General features: G+C 64.4%; 20 protein-coding genes and 1 tRNA gene. 9 read left to right on the top strand and 12 right to left on the bottom strand.

Translation table 11 applies throughout. The annotated features are described in order from the left end of the window. Positions 1 to 66: 66 nt before the first annotated feature. Positions 67 to 1074 (bottom strand): hypothetical protein, encoded by a 1008-nt coding sequence (locus tag M2320_RS06040; RefSeq protein ID WP_264596501.1) that lies wholly within the window; start codon positions 1072 to 1074, stop codon positions 67 to 69. 188 nt (positions 1075 to 1262) lie between these two features. Then, positions 1263 to 1451, bottom strand: coding sequence for a hypothetical protein (locus M2320_RS06035; protein WP_264596500.1), 189 nt, complete (start codon positions 1449 to 1451; stop codon positions 1263 to 1265). 189 nt (positions 1452 to 1640) lie between these two features. Between M2320_RS06035 and M2320_RS06030 the strand changes: the two genes are divergently transcribed. The 4 genes from M2320_RS06030 to M2320_RS06015 are packed head-to-tail and all read left to right on the top strand — an operon-like array spanning position 1641 to position 5564. Continuing rightward, positions 1641 to 2738: a polyamine ABC transporter substrate-binding protein gene (locus M2320_RS06030; protein WP_264596499.1), complete on the top strand. Its 1098-nt coding sequence runs from the start codon at positions 1641 to 1643 to the stop codon at positions 2736 to 2738. Next, the gene (locus M2320_RS06025; protein WP_264596498.1) at positions 2738 to 3856 is read left to right on the top strand and encodes an ABC transporter ATP-binding protein; all 1119 of its coding nucleotides are present in this window, start codon (positions 2738 to 2740) and stop codon (positions 3854 to 3856) included. Before M2320_RS06030 ends, M2320_RS06025 begins: the two co-directional genes overlap by 1 nt. Continuing rightward, entirely contained in the window at positions 3853 to 4770 is a 918-nt protein-coding gene (locus tag M2320_RS06020) for an ABC transporter permease subunit (protein ID WP_264596497.1), read from the top strand. Before M2320_RS06025 ends, M2320_RS06020 begins: the two co-directional genes overlap by 4 nt. Next, the gene (locus M2320_RS06015; RefSeq protein WP_264596496.1) at positions 4767 to 5564 is read left to right on the top strand and encodes an ABC transporter permease subunit; all 798 of its coding nucleotides are present in this window, start codon (positions 4767 to 4769) and stop codon (positions 5562 to 5564) included. Before M2320_RS06020 ends, M2320_RS06015 begins: the two co-directional genes overlap by 4 nt. A 5-nt stretch (positions 5565 to 5569) precedes the next feature. On the opposite strand, the gene M2320_RS06010 is transcribed toward M2320_RS06015, so the two are convergent. Then, a complete protein-coding gene (locus M2320_RS06010) occupies positions 5570 to 6466 on the bottom strand; it encodes a TonB family protein (protein ID WP_264596495.1) in 897 nt (298 codons plus the stop codon). A 165-nt stretch (positions 6467 to 6631) separates the two neighbouring features. Between M2320_RS06010 and M2320_RS06005 the strand changes: the two genes are divergently transcribed. Next, positions 6632 to 7156, top strand: a complete 525-nt coding sequence (locus tag M2320_RS06005) for an Lrp/AsnC family transcriptional regulator (RefSeq protein ID WP_184428519.1) — start codon at positions 6632 to 6634, stop codon at positions 7154 to 7156. Between the two features lie 61 nt (positions 7157 to 7217). On the opposite strand, the gene M2320_RS06000 is transcribed toward M2320_RS06005, so the two are convergent. Then, entirely contained in the window at positions 7218 to 9125 is a 1908-nt protein-coding gene (locus M2320_RS06000; protein ID WP_264596494.1) for a family 2A encapsulin nanocompartment cargo protein cysteine desulfurase, read from the bottom strand. A 67-nt stretch (positions 9126 to 9192) separates the two neighbouring features. Further along, complete coding sequence (locus M2320_RS05995) at positions 9193 to 10146, bottom strand: family 2A encapsulin nanocompartment shell protein (protein WP_184428517.1); 954 nt, start codon at positions 10144 to 10146, stop codon at positions 9193 to 9195. A gap of 368 nt (positions 10147 to 10514) precedes the next feature. On the opposite strand from M2320_RS05995, the gene cysK reads away from it, so the two are divergent. Then, on the top strand, positions 10515 to 11492 hold the full coding sequence (cysK, locus tag M2320_RS05990) for a cysteine synthase A (RefSeq protein ID WP_184428516.1): 978 nt from the start codon (positions 10515 to 10517) through the stop codon (positions 11490 to 11492). Between the two features lie 92 nt (positions 11493 to 11584). After that, positions 11585 to 12430, top strand: coding sequence for a serine O-acetyltransferase EpsC (gene epsC / locus M2320_RS05985; RefSeq protein ID WP_264596536.1), 846 nt, complete (start codon positions 11585 to 11587; stop codon positions 12428 to 12430). A gap of 142 nt (positions 12431 to 12572) precedes the next feature. Here epsC and M2320_RS05980 read toward each other — a convergent pair whose 3' ends face one another. The 6 genes from M2320_RS05980 to M2320_RS05955 all read right to left on the bottom strand — a co-directional run bounded on the left by M2320_RS05980 (position 12573) and on the right by M2320_RS05955 (position 17736). Further along, positions 12573 to 13016, bottom strand: coding sequence for a DUF6691 family protein (locus M2320_RS05980; RefSeq protein WP_264596493.1), 444 nt, complete (start codon positions 13014 to 13016; stop codon positions 12573 to 12575). 3 nt (positions 13017 to 13019) lie between these two features. After that, positions 13020 to 13460 carry a YeeE/YedE family protein gene (locus M2320_RS05975; RefSeq protein WP_264596492.1) on the bottom strand — a complete coding sequence of 147 codons (441 nt, stop codon included), beginning with the start codon at positions 13458 to 13460 and terminating at the stop codon, positions 13020 to 13022. A gap of 96 nt (positions 13461 to 13556) precedes the next feature. Next, positions 13557 to 14576: a sulfate/molybdate ABC transporter ATP-binding protein gene (locus tag M2320_RS05970; protein ID WP_264596491.1), complete on the bottom strand. Its 1020-nt coding sequence runs from the start codon at positions 14574 to 14576 to the stop codon at positions 13557 to 13559. Next, positions 14573 to 15601, bottom strand: coding sequence for a sulfate ABC transporter permease (locus M2320_RS05965; protein ID WP_264596490.1), 1029 nt, complete (start codon positions 15599 to 15601; stop codon positions 14573 to 14575). The genes M2320_RS05970 and M2320_RS05965 overlap by 4 nt, the downstream gene beginning before the upstream one ends. Before the next feature lie 14 nt (positions 15602 to 15615). Further along, positions 15616 to 16587 (bottom strand): ABC transporter permease, encoded by a 972-nt coding sequence (locus M2320_RS05960; RefSeq protein WP_264596489.1) that lies wholly within the window; start codon positions 16585 to 16587, stop codon positions 15616 to 15618. Between the two features lie 60 nt (positions 16588 to 16647). Beyond that, complete coding sequence (locus M2320_RS05955; protein WP_264596488.1) at positions 16648 to 17736, bottom strand: sulfate ABC transporter substrate-binding protein; 1089 nt, start codon at positions 17734 to 17736, stop codon at positions 16648 to 16650. Positions 17737 to 17889: 153 nt separating this feature from the next. Between M2320_RS05955 and M2320_RS05950 the strand changes: the two genes are divergently transcribed. Beyond that, positions 17890 to 18231: a hypothetical protein gene (locus tag M2320_RS05950; protein ID WP_264596487.1), complete on the top strand. Its 342-nt coding sequence runs from the start codon at positions 17890 to 17892 to the stop codon at positions 18229 to 18231. Between the two features lie 70 nt (positions 18232 to 18301). Here M2320_RS05950 and M2320_RS05945 read toward each other — a convergent pair. Continuing rightward, positions 18302 to 18376 (bottom strand) — tRNA-Thr (locus tag M2320_RS05945). Positions 18377 to 18522: 146 nt separating this feature from the next. Here M2320_RS05945 and M2320_RS05940 point away from each other — a divergent pair. Then, complete coding sequence (locus tag M2320_RS05940; RefSeq protein ID WP_264596486.1) at positions 18523 to 18690, top strand: hypothetical protein; 168 nt, start codon at positions 18523 to 18525, stop codon at positions 18688 to 18690. The last annotated feature ends 34 nt before the right edge of the window (positions 18691 to 18724 follow it).

Here is an 18724-nt window from a genome sequence, read left to right as displayed (position 1 = left end):
GCGGTGGTTCAGTGTGAGAACGACCGCGTCGCCGTAAGGTTCCCCGGAGGCCGCGGGCGCCGTCGCTCAGGCGTTTTGAGCCCCCGCCACCTCCGGGGCCTCAAGGCTCGCCCGCGTGGGAAACCATGAGGGCGCGCTGGACGGACGCGGCGGCGGCGGAACTTCGAGCCGCGGCAATTCCCGCAGGGCGAAAATCCCGTAGAACATGAAACCCGGCATGGCCAACAGGAACCGCGCCAGCGGCGTGTCCGTCGGAATGTCGGCGAAGGCCAAGGCGACGCCCGCGGCGAGCAGGGCCGCAAGCAGCAGCGCCGGGGTCATGCGCCTGATCACCACCAGCCAGCGCGCCCAAACGAACCGTTCGTGAAAAAGGCGCGGCGGCTCCGCCAGAGTCCGGGTCAGATGCGCCACGCCCGCCTCCAAAGCCATCTCGACGCGCTTGCTGCGTTCGGGTTCGCGACCCGGCGCGCGCAGGGCGCCGATCCAGCCGGCGCCGCGCCGGCGCAGCACCTTCCAGTCCCAGCCCAGCGCCGCGAGCAGATCGTCGGGCAGGTCATGGGGCTGGGCGCCCTGCGGCAGGAGTTCGATTTCCGCCGGATAGCCTTCCGCGGCGCTGCTCTTCATTTTCAGGGTGACGCCGTCCAAGCGCGCTTCGGCCGCCGTGAGCGCCATCACGACCGGAGCGCTCGGGGTGCGGGCGGTCGGGTCCAGACGGTAGCTGCGCGCCAGCCGCACGCCGCCGACGTCCTTGAAATGCTTTTCAGGCGCAACGGCTTCGATCCGGTCCAGCAACTCTGCGAGGTCCGAACCTTCGGTGGCGAGCCTGGCCGCCTCGCCCGTCTTTAGGATCATTGTGCGCGTCAGCCGCCAGACATTGGGCCGCAGGTCTTCGAGCATAAGCGCCTCGCTTGCCCCGGCGCAAGCGTCGGCTTCACTGTCATGCGCAACCGGTTTGAAGACCAGGCGGCGCTCGCCGCGGTCGCTGGCGGCGAGATCGACATGGCGGCCGCGCCGGGTGAAGGGCTCGATCAGCCGCAGGATTTCGTGATGGGTCAGGGGACGGCGCTCTGTCACGACGCCAATTCCCGGAATGTGCGGCGGGACCGCGTCGCCAAGGCTGTTGTTGCTGTGCAGACTGTCAAGCGATCGTCTCCGGCTCGCTTCACGCCCCATGCCAGCAAAATCTGTCCGAGATCGACCTGATCGGCAAGAGCGTCGCGTTCAAGCGCAAAACGTACGCGGCGCTCTGGAGTTCCCTCGACTCACTCGATGTCGCGGCCGCCCTCGGCGCCGCGCCGCAGCCATTCGGCGAAAAGAGTGGGGCCCTCGTCCTCCTGTTCGCGCCCGTCGGAATTGCGCAAGCGTTCGGCCATGTCGGACAGGGTCTGGGCGACCTCCCAGCGGAAAGCCTGTGCGGCGGCCAAACGGTCGCGGATGTCGGAATTCAACACGTCGGTTCCCCAAAATTGATTTTATCTCGGTTTGGCGGCCCCTGTAGCGAATCAATCGTTAAAATTCGATTGGACAGATTCGCGCACCCCCTGCCCTTGCGGGAAACACTGAAAATCGGGCTCGACGGGATCGGCTATACCCTCATATTGTCAAGCCGCGCGCGGCGCGCGCATCAAACGAGGTCGGACATGAACATCACAAAAACCCTTCTCGCTGGCGTCGCCGCGCTCATGGTCGGCGCGGCGCCCGGCAGCGCCGCCGACGCCGTCCTGAACATTTACAATTGGAACGACTATATCGCACCCGACACGGTGCCGGCCTTCGAGAAAGCCACGGGCATAAAGGTCAGCTACGACCTCTACGACGCCAACGAAACGCTGGAAGGCAAGCTATCCGCCGGCAATTCCGGCTATGACATCGTCGTCCCCACCCTCGTTCCCTTCGCCGCGCGCCAGATCAAGGCCGGTTTCTACCAGCCGCTCGACAAATCCAAACTCCCCAATTACGGCCATCTCGACAAAGGCCTGTTGGCGCGGATGGAGGCGCAGGATTCCGGCAACGCCCATCTCGTCCCATGGCTCTCGGCCATTGTGGTGATGGGCTACAATGTCGACAAGATCAAACAGATCATGCCCGAAGCGCCGCTCGACAGCCTGCGCATGGTGTTCGACCCCAAAGTGGTTGAGAAATTCAAGGAATGCGGCGTCTCCATCATGGATTCGCCGACCGAGGTGTTTCCGCCGGCGCTGCTGTGGCTCGGGCTCAACCCGGACTCCAAAAAAGCCGAGGATTTGAAAAAGGCCGCCGATCTGCTGAAGCAGATCCGCCCCTCGGTGCGCCGGTTCGACAGTTCCGAATATATCAATGCGCTGGCCGACGGGGATATCTGCCTCGCCTGGGGCTATTCGTCCGACATGGAAGTCGCCAAGCATCGCGCCATCGAGGCCGGCAAGGGGGTGAACATTTCCGTGGTCATCCCCAAGGAGGGCGCCGAGCGCTACATTGACGTGCTGGCGATCCCCAAGGACGCGCCGCATCCCGAAGCCGCCCTTAAATTCATAAATTTCATCATGCAGCCGGAAGAAATCGCAAAAACCTCGTCAAAAGTCTACGCGATGAGCGGCAATGCCGACGCCAAGCCGTTCGTCTCGCCGGAGGCCGCCGCCGATCCCGTGATCTTCCCCTCGCCGGAGGTGGAAAAGACCCTGTTCACGATCACGGCCTCCGATCCCGCCACGGATCGCCTGCGCACCCGGCTGTGGACCGAGATCAAGACCGGACATTGATGATCCCTGCGCCTCAAGACAGCCCGTGGGCCGACGCCGCCGCGGTCCCGCAACTGCGCATCCGCAATGTGGTGAAGTCGTTCGACAGTTTCGCCGCTGTCGACGACGTCAGCCTGGACATTTTTCGCGGCGAATTCTTTTCGCTGCTCGGCGCCTCAGGCTGCGGCAAGACCACTCTGTTGCGCATGCTCGCAGGCTTTGAATTCCCCGACCGGGGCGCGGTCGAACTCGACGGGATCGACCTGCTGAAATTGCAGCCCTATGAGCGGCCGGTGAACATGATGTTCCAGAGCTATGCGCTGTTCCCGCACATGAGCGTGGCGCAGAACATCGGCTTCGGGCTGCGCAGCGAAGGGCTTTCGCGGGACCATCTGGAGGAGCGCGTCGCCAATGCGCTCAAACTGGTGCAATTGTCGGGCTTTGCGCAACGCAAGCCGAACCAGCTGTCCGGCGGGCAGAAACAGCGGGTGGCGCTGGCCCGGGCGCTGGTCAAGCGGCCCAAAGTGCTGCTGCTGGACGAACCGCTGTCGGCGCTCGACAAGAAATTGCGCGAAGCCACCCAGTTCGAGCTGATCAACATCCAAAAACAGGTCGGCGTCACCTTCATCATGGTAACCCATGACCAGGAGGAGGCCATGGCCATGTCCACCCGCATCGCGGTGATGGACAAGGGCCGGGTCGTGCAGGTCGGCGCGCCCCACGAAATCTACGAATATCCGCACTCCCGCTTCGTCGCCACCTTCATCGGTTCGATCAACCTGTTCGAGGGCATGGCGGCGCATGGCCCGGACGGCTGGCGCGTGGATTGCGCGCATTGGGGCGGTCCCTTGCGCGTCGCGCAGGATCTGGCGGCGCTCGACCACCATCAGGTCGCGCTCGGCGTGCGGCCAGAAAAAATCCGCATCGCGCCGCCAGACGAACATCTCGCCGCCGACAATTTTTCCGACGGCGTGGTCCGGGAAGTCGCCTATCTCGGCGAGTCCATGCTCTACCGCGTGGCGTTGCCGAGCGGTTTTCTGGTGCGGGTCGCCGCGCCCAATGTCGGGACGCGGTTTTCGCCGGGACAAACGGTGCGCATCGGCTTTGACGCCGGCGCCGGCGTGGCGCTCGACAAATGAGTGTTTCGGAAACGCGAAAGCGCGCGCTCGGGCGCTTCCTCGTCATCGCCATTCCCTTCATCTGGCTTGGGGCCCTGTTCCTGGCGCCGTTCCTGATCGTCGCCAAGATCAGCCTGTCCACCGCGGCTGTGGCGATTCCGCCCTACGAACCGCTGATCTCCTGGGCCGAGGACGGCGCGCTGGTGCTGACCCTGCATGTCGGCAATTACAAGCTCATCTTCAGCGATCCCGTCTATCTCATCGCCTACGCCTCGTCGTTGCGCAATGCGGCGGTGACCGTCGTCTTCACCCTGCTGCTCGGCTATCCCCTCGCCTATTTCATCGCCACGCGGCGGGAGAACTGGCGGGCGCCGCTGCTGCTGCTGGTGATGCTGCCGTTCTGGACCTCGTTCCTGATCCGCATCTACGCCTGGATCGGCATTTTGAAGCCCAATGGCGTGATCAACGGCGTCCTGATCTGGCTCGGCCTGATCGACAAGCCGCTGATGATCCTCAACACCAATTTCGCCGTCGCGGTCGGCATGGTCTATGGCTACCTGCCCTTCATGGTTCTGCCGCTCTATGCGCATCTTGAAAAAATGGACTGGTCGCTGCTCGAAGCCGCCAGAGATCTCGGCGCCAAACCGGCTCGCGTGTTCCGCGAGGTGACATTGCCGCTCTCCGCGCCGGGAATCGTCGCGGGCAGCCTGCTGGTGTTCATCCCGGCGGTCGGCGAATATATCGTCCCGGCGCTGCTCGGCGGTCCCGACACGCTCACCATCGGCGCGACGCTGTGGAACGAATTCTTCAGCAATCGCGACTGGCCGGTGGCTTCGACCGTGGCGGTGGCGCTGATCGCCTTGCTGGTCGCGCCGCTGCTGGCCTTGCAACACCACCGCGCCAAGGGCGTCAAGACCATGAGCGACAAGCCATGAGCGCGGGAAAGATCGTCAAGGGGATGTCGGCGCTGGCGCTGATCTTCCTCTATGCCCCGATCCTTTGGATCGTCGTCTATTCCTTCAACGAATCGCAACTCGTCACGGTCTGGTCGCGGTTTTCGACCAAATGGTACGCCGCTTTGCTCCAGGACGAGCAAATCCTGCGCGCCGCCCGCATTTCGCTCGAAGTCGCATTGCTCAGCGCCACAGGCGCGACCGTGCTGGGGACGATGGTCGGCTATGCGCTGGCGCGATTCGGCCGTTTCCCGGGACGCACCTTGTTTTCCGGCCTGGTGATCGCGATCCTGGCGATCCCGGAAATCATCATGGCGATTTCCATGCTGCTGCTGTTCGTGGCGCTGGAATCGGCGACGGGCTGGCCGCATCGTGACGTCCAAACCATCGTCATGGCGCATATCACGTTTTCGACCGCCTTTGTCGCCGTGGTGGTCCAGACCCGCGTCAGCGAACTCGACGTGTCGCTCGAGGAGGCGGCCGCTGACCTTGGCGCGCGGCCATTGCGCGTGTTTTTCCTCGTTACCCTGCCGCTGATTGCGCCCGCCCTGCTCTCGGGCTGGCTGCTGGCGTTTTCGCTGAGCCTCGACGATCTCGTCATCACCTCCTTCGTCTCAGGCCCCAGTTCGACCACGCTCCCCATGGTGGTGTTCTCAAAAGTGCGGCTGGGCCTCAATCCCGAGATCAACGCCCTGGGAACGCTCATCATCCTGATCGTCAGCCTCGTCGCCGCGCTGTCGCTGCTGCGCACCATGTTTCGCCGGCGCGGAGCCTGACGCCGCTACCTACGGAAATGAAGGTTCAGGGTGATCCCGCTTCCCGTCGGCGGCGGCGGATAGGGCGCCGCGGCGCGGATGGCGGCGAGGGCGGCGAGATCCAGTTCCGGCGACCCGCTCGACTTGATGACGCGCTGGCCGACCAGACGGCCGGCGCCGTCGACCCCGAAAATAATCTCGCCGATGGTGCGCCCATGACCGGCCGCACCTTCGGGGTAATGAATGCGCGACATCACCATGCCGTAGACGATCGAAAGATAGGTCGACGCCGCCTTGCCCGTGGCGACGGGCGTCTTTTTGGACACGGGCGCGAAACTGTAGTCCGGCAAGGCGGCGAAAGCGGACATCGGGTCCTTCGCCGGCTTCTTTTGCGTCTCCGACTTGGGCGCGGGCTGAGGCGCCTGTTGCGTCTCCTGCGGCTCGGGCGCGGGCTTGGCCGCGACCGGCGCGCCATTGGGGTCCAATTCCATCGGCTCCGCCGCGGGCGCGGCCTCCGTCTTTGCGGGAGCGGCGGCTGGCGGGCTGGGGGCGGGCTCTGTGCTCGTGGTCTTGGGCGAATGCGAGACGTCGTCGCGCGCGTCCTTCCGCTCGACCTTTTCTTCATTGGCCGGGCGCGGCGCGTCGGTGGCGATGGTCTCGTCGAGCTTCTTCTCCTTCTCCTTCTCGGGCGGCGGCGGAGGCGGCTCCGGCTCCTTGGGCGGTTCGACGATGACCTCGACGGGAATCTCCTGCTCGGCCGGCTCCGGTTCCTGCGAGCGGTCGAAATGGATGAAATACCAGATCGGGGTGGCGTGAAGCAGAAAGCAGATCACGACGATCAAGGCGAAGCGGCCCCGGGCCGCCAGCCCTGTGGGCCGTGGCCGCTCGAACAAACGTTCGTCGGGAGATGCTGAAAAAGTCATGGCCGACTTTGCCACGGATCAGCCGAGAGGCAAATCCGGTTCTCGATTGAGAGCGATTGCGGCGCCGGTTTCGGCGCACGACGAAAGGAATCCCTGGCGTTTCCGTTTGACATATTATACTAAATTCATAGACTAAATAAACTGCATTGCTCCGGAGCCGTTTCCATGGACCGCATCGACCTTCATATCCTGAAAATTCTCCAGGAGGACGCCACCGTCACCGTCGCCGACATCTCCGCCCGGGTGGCGCTGTCGGCGACCCCCTGCTGGAAGCGGATTCAAAAGCTGGAAACGCTGGGAATTCTCAGGAAGCGCGTCGCCCTGCTCTGCCCGGCGAAGGTCGGCCTGGGTCTGACCGTCCACATTTCCATCCAGGCCGGCGAGCATTCGACGGAGAAGCTCGAAGCCTTCGTCCGCGCCGTCGCCGCCATGCCCGAGGTTCTGGAGTTCAGCCGACTCGCGGGCGAAGTCGATTACGCCTTGAAAGTGGTCACAACCGACATTTCCGCTTACGACGCCTTCTACAAGCGACTCACCGCGATCATGCCGCTGCGCAGCGTGACCTCGCGATTCGAGTTGCAGCAGATCAAGTCGACCACCGCCCTGCCGCTCGATCTCGCCCCGGACGCCCCGGTCGCGGAGAATTTCAGCCGGCAGCCGGAGCGGGTGATCGCCCTGCGGCCGGTCTGAGTCCCAAAACCTTTCGAACGAAAAGCCCGTTCGGCGTTCACCGAACGGGCTTTTGAGGCGCTTACTTCCGCGCCAGGGCGTGCAGCACGTCGACGAGCAGATCGACATCCTCGCACGTGTTGTAGAAGGCGAGCGACGGCCGCACCGTCGCCTCCAGGCCGAAGCGGCGCAGGATCGGCTGCGCGCAATGGTGGCCCGCGCGCACCGCAATCCCCTCCTTGTCCAGCGCCTTGCCGACTTCGATCGGCTCCTTGCCCTGAAGCACGAAGGACAACACGCTGGCCTTTTCGCGCGCCGTGCCGATCATGCGCAGGCCCGGCACGGCGACCATCTTGGCCGTGGCATATTCCAACAACCCGTGCTCATAGGCGCCGATATTGGCCATGCCGAGGTTTTCGACGTAGTCGATGGCGGCGCCCAGCCCGACGGCGTCGGCGATATTGCCGGTGCCGGCTTCAAAACGCTCCGGCGGCGGGTTGAACAGGGTGCGCTCGAACGTGACGTCGGCGATCATGTTGCCGCCGCCCTGCCAGGGCGGATTCTTCTCGAGCACGGCCTCCCGGCCGTAGACCGCGCCGATGCCGGTCGGCCCAAAAACCTTGTGGCCGGAGAAGACGAAGAAATCGCAGCCGATCGCCTGCACATCCACCGGCATGTGCGACACGCTTTGCGCGCCGTCGACCAGCACGCAGGCGCCGTGGCGATGGGCCAGCGCGGTCATTTCCGCGACCGGCGTCACCGTGCCCAGCGCATTGGAGACTTGCGTGAAGGCGACGATTTTCGTTTTCGGCCCCAAGAGTTTTTCATAGGCGGCGAGATCGACCTGGCCGTCGTCATCCACCGGCGCGACCCGCAGCTTCGCCCCGGTCTGCGCGCAAAGCTGCTGCCAGGGCACGATATTGGCGTGGTGTTCCAGATGGGTGACGAGGATTTCGTCGCCCTCCTGCACATTGGCCCGCCCCCAGCTCTGCGCCACGAAATTCACGCCTTCGGTGGCGCCGCGCACAAAAATGATATCGCGGGCTGAAGGCGCATTGAGGAAGCGGCGCACTTTTTCGCGCGCGGCTTCGTAGGCGTCGGTGGCGCGCGCCGCCAGCGCATGGGCGGCGCGGTGAATGTTCGAATTCTCGTGCTTGTAAAAATCCGAGATGCGCTCGATCACGGCGAGCGGCTTTTGCGTGGTCGCGGCATTGTCGAGCCAAACCAGCCTTTTGCCATGCACCCGCTCGTTGAGGATCGGGAAATCGCGCTTGATCGTCTCGGGATCAAGCGGAAAGCCGACCGCGCCGCGCGTTGGCGCGACGAGCGGCCGCAGATCGAGTTCGAGGAAGGAATAGCTCCCCTTTGGCGCGAGGCTCTCGGGCGCGACGCTCTCCGGCGAACCGCCCGACGCCGGCGCGGCGGGGACCGAGGCCGCCGGCGGTTCGGCCGCAGCCGAGGCCGGGGCGGGCGCGGGAGCCGAGGCGGCGGGCGCCTGCGCAAACGCGGTTTCGGAGAGGAAATAGGGTGAGTCGGCGTTCAACCCGCCCGGGTTGGCGCGATGCGCCTCGGGGACCAGTTGCGCTGATTCGCCAAGCTGGAACGGCGCGCCCACGGCGCCCACGGAAGCGCCGGGCAGCGGCGGCTCGCCATAGCCGCCCGGCAAAGCCGAAAAACTCGGCGCATGCGGCAGGGTCAGGTTCGGCGTCGGGACGATGGAGGGAATGGTCGAGGGCGGCAGGTCGGGCGGCCCCACCAGCGGATTGGCGGGCGTAAAAGGCGCCACCGAAGTCGCCAGATCGGGCGCGGGAATCATCGACGGGCTCGGCGGCGCCACGGGAACGCCGGGATCGGCGCCGGCGGGGGTCGGCGGCGCCTGGAAGAAGGCGTTGGCCATGCGGGCGATCAGGGCCGGATCCGGAAAGCCGGAAGCGGGCGAGTCCGGCGCGTCGCCGGGAGAAAGTTCAGACGCGGAAAGGCCGAGCGGCATTGTTCTGTCCTGCATCGAATCGATCGGAAGGAAAGGCGGCGCGCGCGAACGCGCGCCGCCGTCACACTCACTTCTTGGCGTAAGTGTCCTTGTAGTCGTGATATTTGTCGATCTCGACGTCTTCGAGCACGGCCAGCGCGTCGTGGGTGAGCACGGCGGTCGAGCAATAGAGCGAGATCAGGTAGGAGGCGATCGCCTTCCTGTTGATGCCCATGAAACGCACCGACAGGCTCGGCGCGACCTCGCCGGGAATGCCCGGCTGGAACAGGCCGATGACGCCCTGGCGCTTTTCACCGGTGCGCAGCAGCAGGATTTTCGACTTGCCGTTCTCGTCGATGGGCAGCTTGTCGGAGGGAACCAGCGGCAGACCGCGCCAAGTGACGAAGGGCGCGCCGAACAGGGTCACGGTTGGCGGCGGCACGCCGCGGCGGGTGCATTCGCGCCCGAAAGCCGCAATGGCGCGTGGATGCGCCAGGAAGAACGCCGGCTCCTTCCACACTTTGGTGATGAGCTCGTCGAGATCGTCGGGCTGCGGCGCGCCGGTGCGGGTCTTGATGATCTGGCGCGGATCGACATTGGCGAGCAGGCCGTAGTCGGCGTTGTTGATGATCTCGTTTTCCTGCTTTTCCTTCACCTTCTCGATCAGCAGGCGCAACTGCTCCTGAATCTGATCGTAGGGGTGGGAATAGAGATCGGAGACGCGGGTCTGCACGTCGAGGACGGTGGTGACCGCGTTCAGCGAATATTCGCGCGGCGCATCCTCGTAATCGACAAAGGTCTCGGGCAGGTCGGCGTCACGGTCGCGGGCGGGCGAGCACTGCACGTCGGCGTCGGTGAGGACCGCGCCTTCCTTGACGCGGTTGAGGCGGTAGATGCCGGCCTCGACCGGGGTCCAGGGCAGGAAGGAGACCAGCCAGCGCGGGGTGATGCCCGACCATTGCGCTCGTGTCTTGGTGGCGTTGGCGAGTTGCCGTGCGGCGGACTCGCTTAAGGTTCTGCGGATTTCGACGTCGTCGGACATATGATCCTCGCGCTAAAGCAAAGACGCGGCGATGTAAGAGAAAATTTTTTCATTAAAAGAAAAAATCATTCTCCTTTGCGATTCATCTGCCTGAAGCAGAGGTTTAGTTCGATTTTTTTCCTCGGACAAGCCGTTTTCTGATGGACAAATACAAAAAATAAATTCTATCAAGCCGATGAAATTGAGAAAATGTGTCGCGACTATTTCATGACCGCGACGTTTCGTCGCGCTTGCCTTTCAGGCGCCGCGCTCCTTTGCTTTGCGGCCGGGAGCACCGGGGATGCGCAGAAGGGGCTTTGCCTTTGCCATTACAGTTGATAAAGTCCATAGAATAATTTCATCCTCCCACCGTCGCATTGGAGTCCGACATGCCCAAATGGTTCGAAGACAACTCCCTCTCGATCGGCAAGACGCCCCTGGTCCGTCTCAACCGCGTCATCGACCACGCCCCGGCCACGGTTCTCGCCAAGATCGAGGGCCGCAACCCCGCCTACTCAGTGAAATGCCGCATCGGCGCCGCGCTGATCTGGGACGCCGAGCAGAAGGGCCTGCTCGGCCCGGGCAAGGAGCTGGTCGAGCCCACCTCCGGCAATACCGGCATCGCGCTGGCCTTTGTCGCCGCCGCGCGCGGCATTCCGCTCACGCTCACCATGCCGGAGACCATGAGCCTCGAGCGCAGAAAACTGCTCACCGCCTTCGGCGCCAAGCTGGTGCTCACCGAGGGCCCGCGCGGCATGTCCGGCGCCGTTGCGAAAGCGGAAGAAATCGCCGCGTCCGACCCGAACCGCTACGTGCTGCTGCAGCAGTTCAAGAACCCGGCCAATCCCGCCATCCACGAAAAGACCACCGGCCCGGAAATCTGGGACGACACGGACGGCGCCGTGGACATTGTCGTGTCCGGCGTCGGCACCGGCGGCACCATCACCGGCGTTTCCCGTTACATCAAGCTGACCAAGGGCAAGGCGATCCAGTCGGTCGCGGTCGAGCCCGAGGCGAGCCCGGTGATCACGCAGAAGCGCAGCGGCCTCGAACTGAAGCCCGGCCCGCACAAGATCCAGGGCATCGGCGCCGGCTTCATTCCCGGCGTGCTCGACCTCTCCTTGATCGACGCGGTCGAGCAGGTCGGCAATGACGAAGCGATCCGCTACGCGCGCCGCCTCGCCAGCGAGGAAGGCATCATCTCCGGCATTTCCTCCGGCGCGGCGGTCGCGGCGGCGGCGCGGCTGGCGAAGAAGCCGGAAAACGCCCACAAGACCATCGTCGTGATTCTTCCCGACTCGGGGGAGCGTTATCTGACGTCCGCCCTGTTTGAAGGGGTGTTCAACGAGAAGGGTCTGGCCGCGTGAATCGCGTCGAAACCGGGTTCGAAGACGGCGGCGACGATCTGGCGATCGAAAGGATCGTCGCCGAACTCCAGGCCTTGCGGGCGACGTCGCAAATGCGGCGTTACCGCGGGACTCCTCCCAACCTGCCGTCGCGCGCCGAAACGGTCGCGGCGGTGGAGGGCATCGTCTCGGCCCTGTTTCCCCGACATTTCGGTCCCCCGGGCCTGCGCGCCCGGGAGGTCGATTCCTTCGTCGCGCTGAAACTTTCGGAAAGCCTGTCGCTGCTGCGCCGGCAGATCGAGCTGGAGCTGCGGCTGGCCGGCGAGCGCGAGGGCGCCGCGCACGCGCTGACCCGTCACGCGACCCACATCATCCGCGAAATCGCGGAAAGCCTGCCGCGCCTGCGCGCATTGCTCGACGCCGACGTGCTCGCCGCCTTCAACGGCGACCCCTCGGCGAAAACCGTTGACGAGGTGGTGTTCTGCTTTCCCGGCGTCGCCGCGATCATCCGCCATCGCGTCGCCCATGAGCTTTACCGGCTCGGCGTTCCCATGCTGGCCCGCATCATCGCGGAAAAATCCCATTCCGAGACCGGGATCGACATTCATCCCGGCGCCCAGATCGCCGAAGGCTTTTTTATCGACCACGGCACCGGCGTTGTGATCGGGGAGACCACGATCATCGGCAAAAATGTGCGACTCTACCAAGCGGTCACGCTTGGCGCCAAAAGGTTTGAAACGGGCGCCGAGGGGCAGCTGCTCAAAAACTATCCGCGCCATCCCATCGTCGAGGACGATGTGGTGATTTACGCCGGCGCCACCGTGCTCGGGCGCATCACCATCGGCAAGGGCGCGTCGATCGGCGGCAATGTCTGGCTGACGCACAGCGTGCCGGAAGGCGCCGTCATCATGCAGGCCAAGGCGACCGAGGACATTTTCGTCGACGGCGCGGGAATCTGAGTTTTCTCCCGCGCCTCGCGCACGGTCGCGCAAGCCCAGACCAGAAAAGCCAGGGTGGCGACAACGACGAGCGCGCAAAGAGCCCGCCGCGCCGGCGACATGTCCTTCAACGGCGGCAGCGGGTCGAGGATTTCGAAGGCCATCAGCTGTCCTCGGCCGCCAGCCGCGCGCTCCTGGCGTGGGCCAGCACGAAATGGGCGGCGCGAACGCCAGCCGCCATCGCCAGCACGAACAAGGCCGCGCGGACGTCGCCAAAACCCAGGTCCGCGAGGGCGGGACCGGGGCACAGGCCGACCAGCCCCCAGCCCACGCCAAAAATCGCGGCGCCGGCGTAAAGCCGGCCATCGATACGCTGGAGCACAGGCGGCGCCGCTGCAAAAGATCCGCGCCCGGCGAGACGGAAGGCGACGAAGGCCACGGCGAGCGCCCCGCCCATCACGAGCGCCAGCGAGGGGTCCCAGCCCGGACCGCCAAACGCGGAGCCGATATCGAGAAAAGCCAGAACTTTCTGCGGATCGGTCATGCCCGCGAGACACAGGCCGAGACCGAACAACAGGCCGGACAGCAAGGGGACGAGCAGTTTCATCGGTCACCCCAAGAGATGGCGGAAGACGAACACCGTGGCGAAACCAGCGGCCATAAAAGTCGCCGTCGCCGCCAGTGAGCGTTTGGACAGGCGCGCCAGTCCGCAGATTCCATGGCCGCTGGTGCAACCATTGCCCAGCCGCGCGCCCAACCCGACCAGAAAGCCGGCGACGATCAGCACATTGGGCGAGGCGGCGATGCGGGGCGCGTTGACGCCGAACAGCAGCCCGGCCAAGGCGGGCGCCGCCACCAGACCGGCCAGGAACGCCAACCGCCAGTCAAAATCGGCTCGCGGCTGCGCCAAGCCGGCGAAAATGCCGGAGGCCCCGAGGATGCGGCCTTCGCGCAACAGCAGCAGCGCCACCGCCAGCCCGATCAGCGCGCCGCCGGCCAGAGCGGAAAGGGGAGTGAAATGCGCCCAGTCGATCTGCAAGAGAACGCTCACGTTAGAGATTTTCTACGGAAATACTAAACTATGTGATCAGGAGCGACAAGCCCCTGCCGTCAGCACAGTTTCCGTGATCTCGCAAACGCCGGTGCATCAGATGACGAAATCGTGGGCATATTCCTGCTGCGTCCGCAGAGCGAAAAACACGCGTTCGCCGCGCTTGAGATCGAGGTCGCGGAAGGTCGGGGCGGTCACCTCGACATCGACACGCGACTTGTCGCTGGTCTCCAGCTCCACTTTCACCACAGGGCCGCCGAAACCGATATGGGCGACCACGCCGGGCTGCGCGCCCTCGCCCGCCGCATCGGCGTCGCGATGGATGACGATGTCATGGGGACGCACAAGCGCCTCTCCGCCCGCCCCCTGCCCGCGTCCCTGGAACAAATTGTAATTGCCGAGGAACTTGAAGACGAAGGCGCTCGCCGGTTTCTCGTAGACTTCCTGCGGCGGCCCATATTGCTCGATGCGCCCGCCATTCATCACCGCGACCCGGTCGGACACTTCCAGCGCTTCCTCCTGATCATGGGTGACGAAAATCGTGGTGACGTGGATGGTGTCGTGGAGGCGGCGCAGCCAGCGGCGCAACTCGCGGCGCACCGTCGCATCCAGCGCGCCAAACGGTTCGTCGAGCAGCAGAACGCGCGGCTCCACCGCGAGCGCGCGCGCCAGCGCCACCCTCTGGCGCTGCCCGCCCGAAAGCTGCGAAGGAAAACGCTGCGCCATATTGCCGAGCTGGATCAGGTCGAGCAGCGACTGCACCTTTTCCCGGATATGCGCCTCGTTGGGCCGCTCGCGGCGCGGTTTGGCGCGCAGGCCGAATGCGACGTTTTCAAAAACGTTGAGATGTTTGAACAAGGCGTAGTGCTGGAAGACGAAGCCGATGCGCCGCTTGCCCAGGTCGACGTCGGACACGTCGACATTGTCGAACAGCACGGGGCCGGAGCCCGCATCCGCCTGTTCGATGCCGGCGATCACCCGCAGCAGCGTGGTCTTGCCGGAGCCCGAGGGGCCGAGCAGCGCGACGAGCTCGCCGGAATTGATCTTCAAGTCGATGTTGCGGAGAATCTGGTTTTGGCCATAGCTCTTGGAAATGTCGCGAATTTCAATGGTCATTGCGCCTGCCCTTGATGCTGCTGCTGGAGGTCGCGCGCGGTCTTCCATTCGATCGCGGTCTTGGCGATCAGGGTGAAGACGGCGAGCAGCGCCAGCACGGAGGCCACGGTGAAGGCCGCCTGGTTGTTGTATTCGTTCCAGAGTTTTTCGATGCGCAGCGGCATGGTGTCGTTGACGTCGACATGGCCCGACACCACGGAGACCGCGCCGAATTCACCGAAGGCGCGCGCTGTGCACAGGATCACGCCGTAAAGCAGCGCCCATTTCACATTGGGAACGGTGATCTTCCAAAACGTGCGCCAGCCCGAGGCGCCGAGCGACAGCGCCGCCAACTCCTCCTCCGCGCCCTGCGATTCCATCAGCGGCGTGAGCGAACGCGCGACGAAGGGGAAGGTGACGAAAATGCTCGCCAGCACGATGGCCAAAGGCGTGAAGATCACCCCGGTGAAATCGCGCGCGAAGGCCAGCGGAAAGCCGTTTTCAAATCCCACCCAGCGCAGCGAGAACGGGTCGGGCCAGGTGAGATGCGTCGCCCAGTCGCCGAAAATGCCGTTGCGGCCGAGCAGCAGCACGAAGACGAGACCGGCGACCACAGGCGACACCGAAAAGGGCAGGTCGATCAGCGACAGCAGCAGGGCGCGGCCGCGAAATTGGAATTTGGTCGTCGCCCAGGCGGCGGCGAGGCCGAAGACGATGTTGAGGGGCACGACGATGGCCGCCACCTGCAGGGTGAGGCCGATGGCGCTCCAGGTGCGCGAGGTTTGTACCGCGGCCTCCGCGAGCTTGCGGGTCTGGACGGCGGTGAGAGTCGCGCCTTCAGGGGGCGACGGCGGCCAGAACACCGCGAGATACCCTTCCCAGCCCTTGGCGAAGGCCTGGACGAAGACATTGATCAGCGGCAGCAGGATGAAGATGGTGAGAAACGAGACCGCGAGCACGATCAGCGTCGCGCGCACCGCCGGATGGGCGGGCGGCGCGGGTCTCGCCGATGTCAGAACGGTCTTGGCGATAGGGGCGCCGGCCATATCAAAACTCCGGGTCAGACCGCCGCCCGCTCGTGGCGGCGGGAGAAGGATTCGAGTCCGTTGATCACCAGCAGGACCAACAGGGAGATCGCCAGCAGGACCACGCCGATGGCGGCGGCCTGCGCGTATTGGAAATCATCGAGCCGCGTGACGATCTGCAAGGGCGCGATCTGCGACTTGCCGGGGATGTTGGCGGCGATGAAGATGACCGAGCCATATTCGCCGACGGCGCGGGCGAAAGAGAGGGCGACGCCCGAGACCCAGGCCGGCAGGATTTCCGGAAAGATCACCCGCCGAAACACGGTCAGGGGCGAGGCGCCCAGGCTGCGCGCGGCGGTTTCGTATTCCGGGTCCCATTCCAGCAGCACCGGCTGCACCGTGCGCACGACAAAGGGCAGCCCGACGAACACCAGCACGATGACAATGCCCGCGGTCTGCCCGGTATAGGGAAAAGTCAGCCAGTCCAGCGCGGTTGGATTAAGCAGAGGTCCGGCGCCGAGCCATCCCGCGAGCGCGTTGACGCCCGCGACCACGCGCGGACCAAGACCGCCGAGCCAGCCGTCCTTCAGAAACAGACTGGCAAAAGTCAGACCGGCCACCGCCGTCGGCAGGGCGAAGGGAAAGTCGATGATGGCGTCGAACAGCCGGCGGAACGGGAAATCATAGCGCACCAGCACCCAGGCCACGATCAGGCCGAACACGGCGTTGATCAGCGCGGCCGTGGTCGAAGCGAAGAAGGTCAGGCGCAGCGAGGCGGTGACCACGGGATCGCTGATCACGCGGATGAATTCCGCCGGGCTCATCTGCGCCGCCTTCAGCGCCAGCGCCGCCAGCGGCAGCAGCACCAGGGCCGAAAGATAGAACAGCGTGTAGCCGAGCGTCAGCGGCAGACCGGGAATGACGCGCGTGGTTCGGCGGCGAAAGATGCTGCGGGCGCGCGGGGCCGGCGCGACCGGCTCACGGGCGAATTCCGTTTCAAAGGTCATATAAAAGGGCTCCAGCCTGCGCGCCGGCCGAACGATGCGGCCGGCGCGCCGATGCGGCGATCAGTTCGTCGGCTTGTAGAACTGGTCGAACACGCCACCGTCGGCGAAGAACGTGCTTTGCGCCTTGGTCCAGCCGCCAAAAGTCTCGTCGATGGTGAAGAACGGGATCTTCGGCAGGTCGGCGCTGTATTTGGCCAAGGCGGCGAGATCGCGCGGCCGATAGTGCAGCTGCCCGATCACATCCTGGGCTTCGGGCGTGTAGAGGTAGGCGAGATAGGCTTCCGCCACCTTGCGGGCGCCGCGCTGGTCCACGACCTTGTCCACCACCGCGACCGGAGGCTCCGTGAGGATCGAGACCGAGGGATAGACGATATCGAATTTCTCCGGCCCGAATTCGTCCTTGGCGAGCCAAAGCTCGTTTTCCCAATTGAGCAGCACGTCGCCGATCTGCTTTTGCGCGAAAGTCACGGTCGAGCCGCGCGCCCCGGTGTCAAGCACCGGCACATGCTTGTTGAAGATTTCGGCGACTTTGGCGCGAGCCTGCGCGTCATTGTAGATCGGGAAGTCCTTCGCCTGCGCGGCGGCGGCCTGCGCCTCCGCTTGGCCCTGAGCCGTGGAGAAATCATGCGTCTTCGCGTTGGCGAACGCGCCCCACAGCGACAGGAACGACCAGCGCGCGCCGCCCGAGGTTTTCGGATTGGCGGTGATCACCTGCACGTCGGGGCGCAGCAGGTCGCTCCAATCCTTGATGTTCTTGGGATTGCCCTTGCGGACCAGGAAGGCGATGGTCGAGGTGTAGGGCGCGGCATTGTTCGGGAAACGGCTTTGCCAGCCCGGCTGGATCAGACCAGCCCTTTCGACCGCGGAAACGTCGGAGCCGAGCGCCAAGGTGACGACATCCGCATTGAGCCCGTCGATGACGGAGCGCGCCTGCTTGCCCGACCCGCCGTTGGACAGCTCGATCGTAAGGTTGTCGCCGGTTTCGCGCTTCCATTTGGCGGAGAATGCGGAGTTGATCGCCGCGTAAAGCTCGCGGGTGGGATCATAGGAGACGTTAAGGAGGCGAACGTCGGCGGCGGAGACGGCGCCGGTGAGGACCAGCAGGCCCAGCGCGGCGCCGGCGAGACGATTCTTGAGACCAATCGGCATGGGCGATCCTTGTCGTGAGAGGGAGAGTCTTGCCTTGGTCTAAGAAATTTATTTTGTCTATAAAAAAAGTCAACTTCAAAAACTCAAGCCCGCCAACGACCTCCTTTCCCGCTCTTCGGTCGACCGACCGGGCCTCTCGCCCGACGGCAATCAATGAACTCGCGCGAAAATTCTGCTAAGCTCCATCAAAGTTTGTCCGGTCACGGCGTCGTTGGACGGGAGCCGCCGATGCGTTTCTTCACGAATGATAAGGCCCGGCGCGTTGTGCAGCTTTCGTTGCTGGCCTCGCTTGCGGCTTCGCTGGCCGCCTGTCACTCGACCACGCTCGCTGACCGCGAAAAGATCGCACACGAACAAGACGCAAAAAAATGCGCCTCCTCCGGACTCACCGAAGGCTCGACCGAATTCAACCAATGCCTGCAAAAGGAAGCGCTCGCACGGCAGGAAGCCTATCGCGCCTGCATTCGGTCTTCGAGCTACGCGCTGTGCGAATGAGGCGCGCACAGGGCTAAGGAACCGTGCAACTCAGATCCTTCGGTCGATTGTCTTTTCTAAAGTGGAAAGATGGTGCTGCCAGAGAGGATTGAACTCTCGACCTCTCCCTTACCAAGGGAGTGCTCTACCACTGAGCTACGGCAGCTGATGTCTCGGTCGCGTTGTGTGCGCCCCGGAGTGCGCGGTTTCTGCCATAGCGAAAGCGTCATGGCAAGCGCCGGTTTCGCCTTTTTCTGCATTTCCTTGAACAAAGCTGGACGCCGGCTTATGAAACGCCCAGAAAGTCAGGCCATGTCCGATCCCGACAAACCCAAACAGACGCCGCCCCTCTCGCCGCAAAAAGCGGCGCAACAGCAGCGACTCGCCGAAGCCCTGCGCGAGAATCTCAAGCGCCGCAAGGCGCAGGCGCGCGGGCGTCGACCCGAATCGAGCGGAAATTCTGGCCCCGAGAGCGAATAGCCGCTATAGAGCCCCAAAATTTGGAGGCGCAAAA

It is taken from the genome of Rhodoblastus acidophilus, assembly GCF_025961575.1.
GTDB lineage: Bacteria > Pseudomonadota > Alphaproteobacteria > Rhizobiales > Beijerinckiaceae > Rhodoblastus > Rhodoblastus acidophilus_C.
The sequence above is the reverse complement of the archived record's forward strand: the minus strand, read 5'-3'. Positions and strand labels throughout refer to the sequence as shown.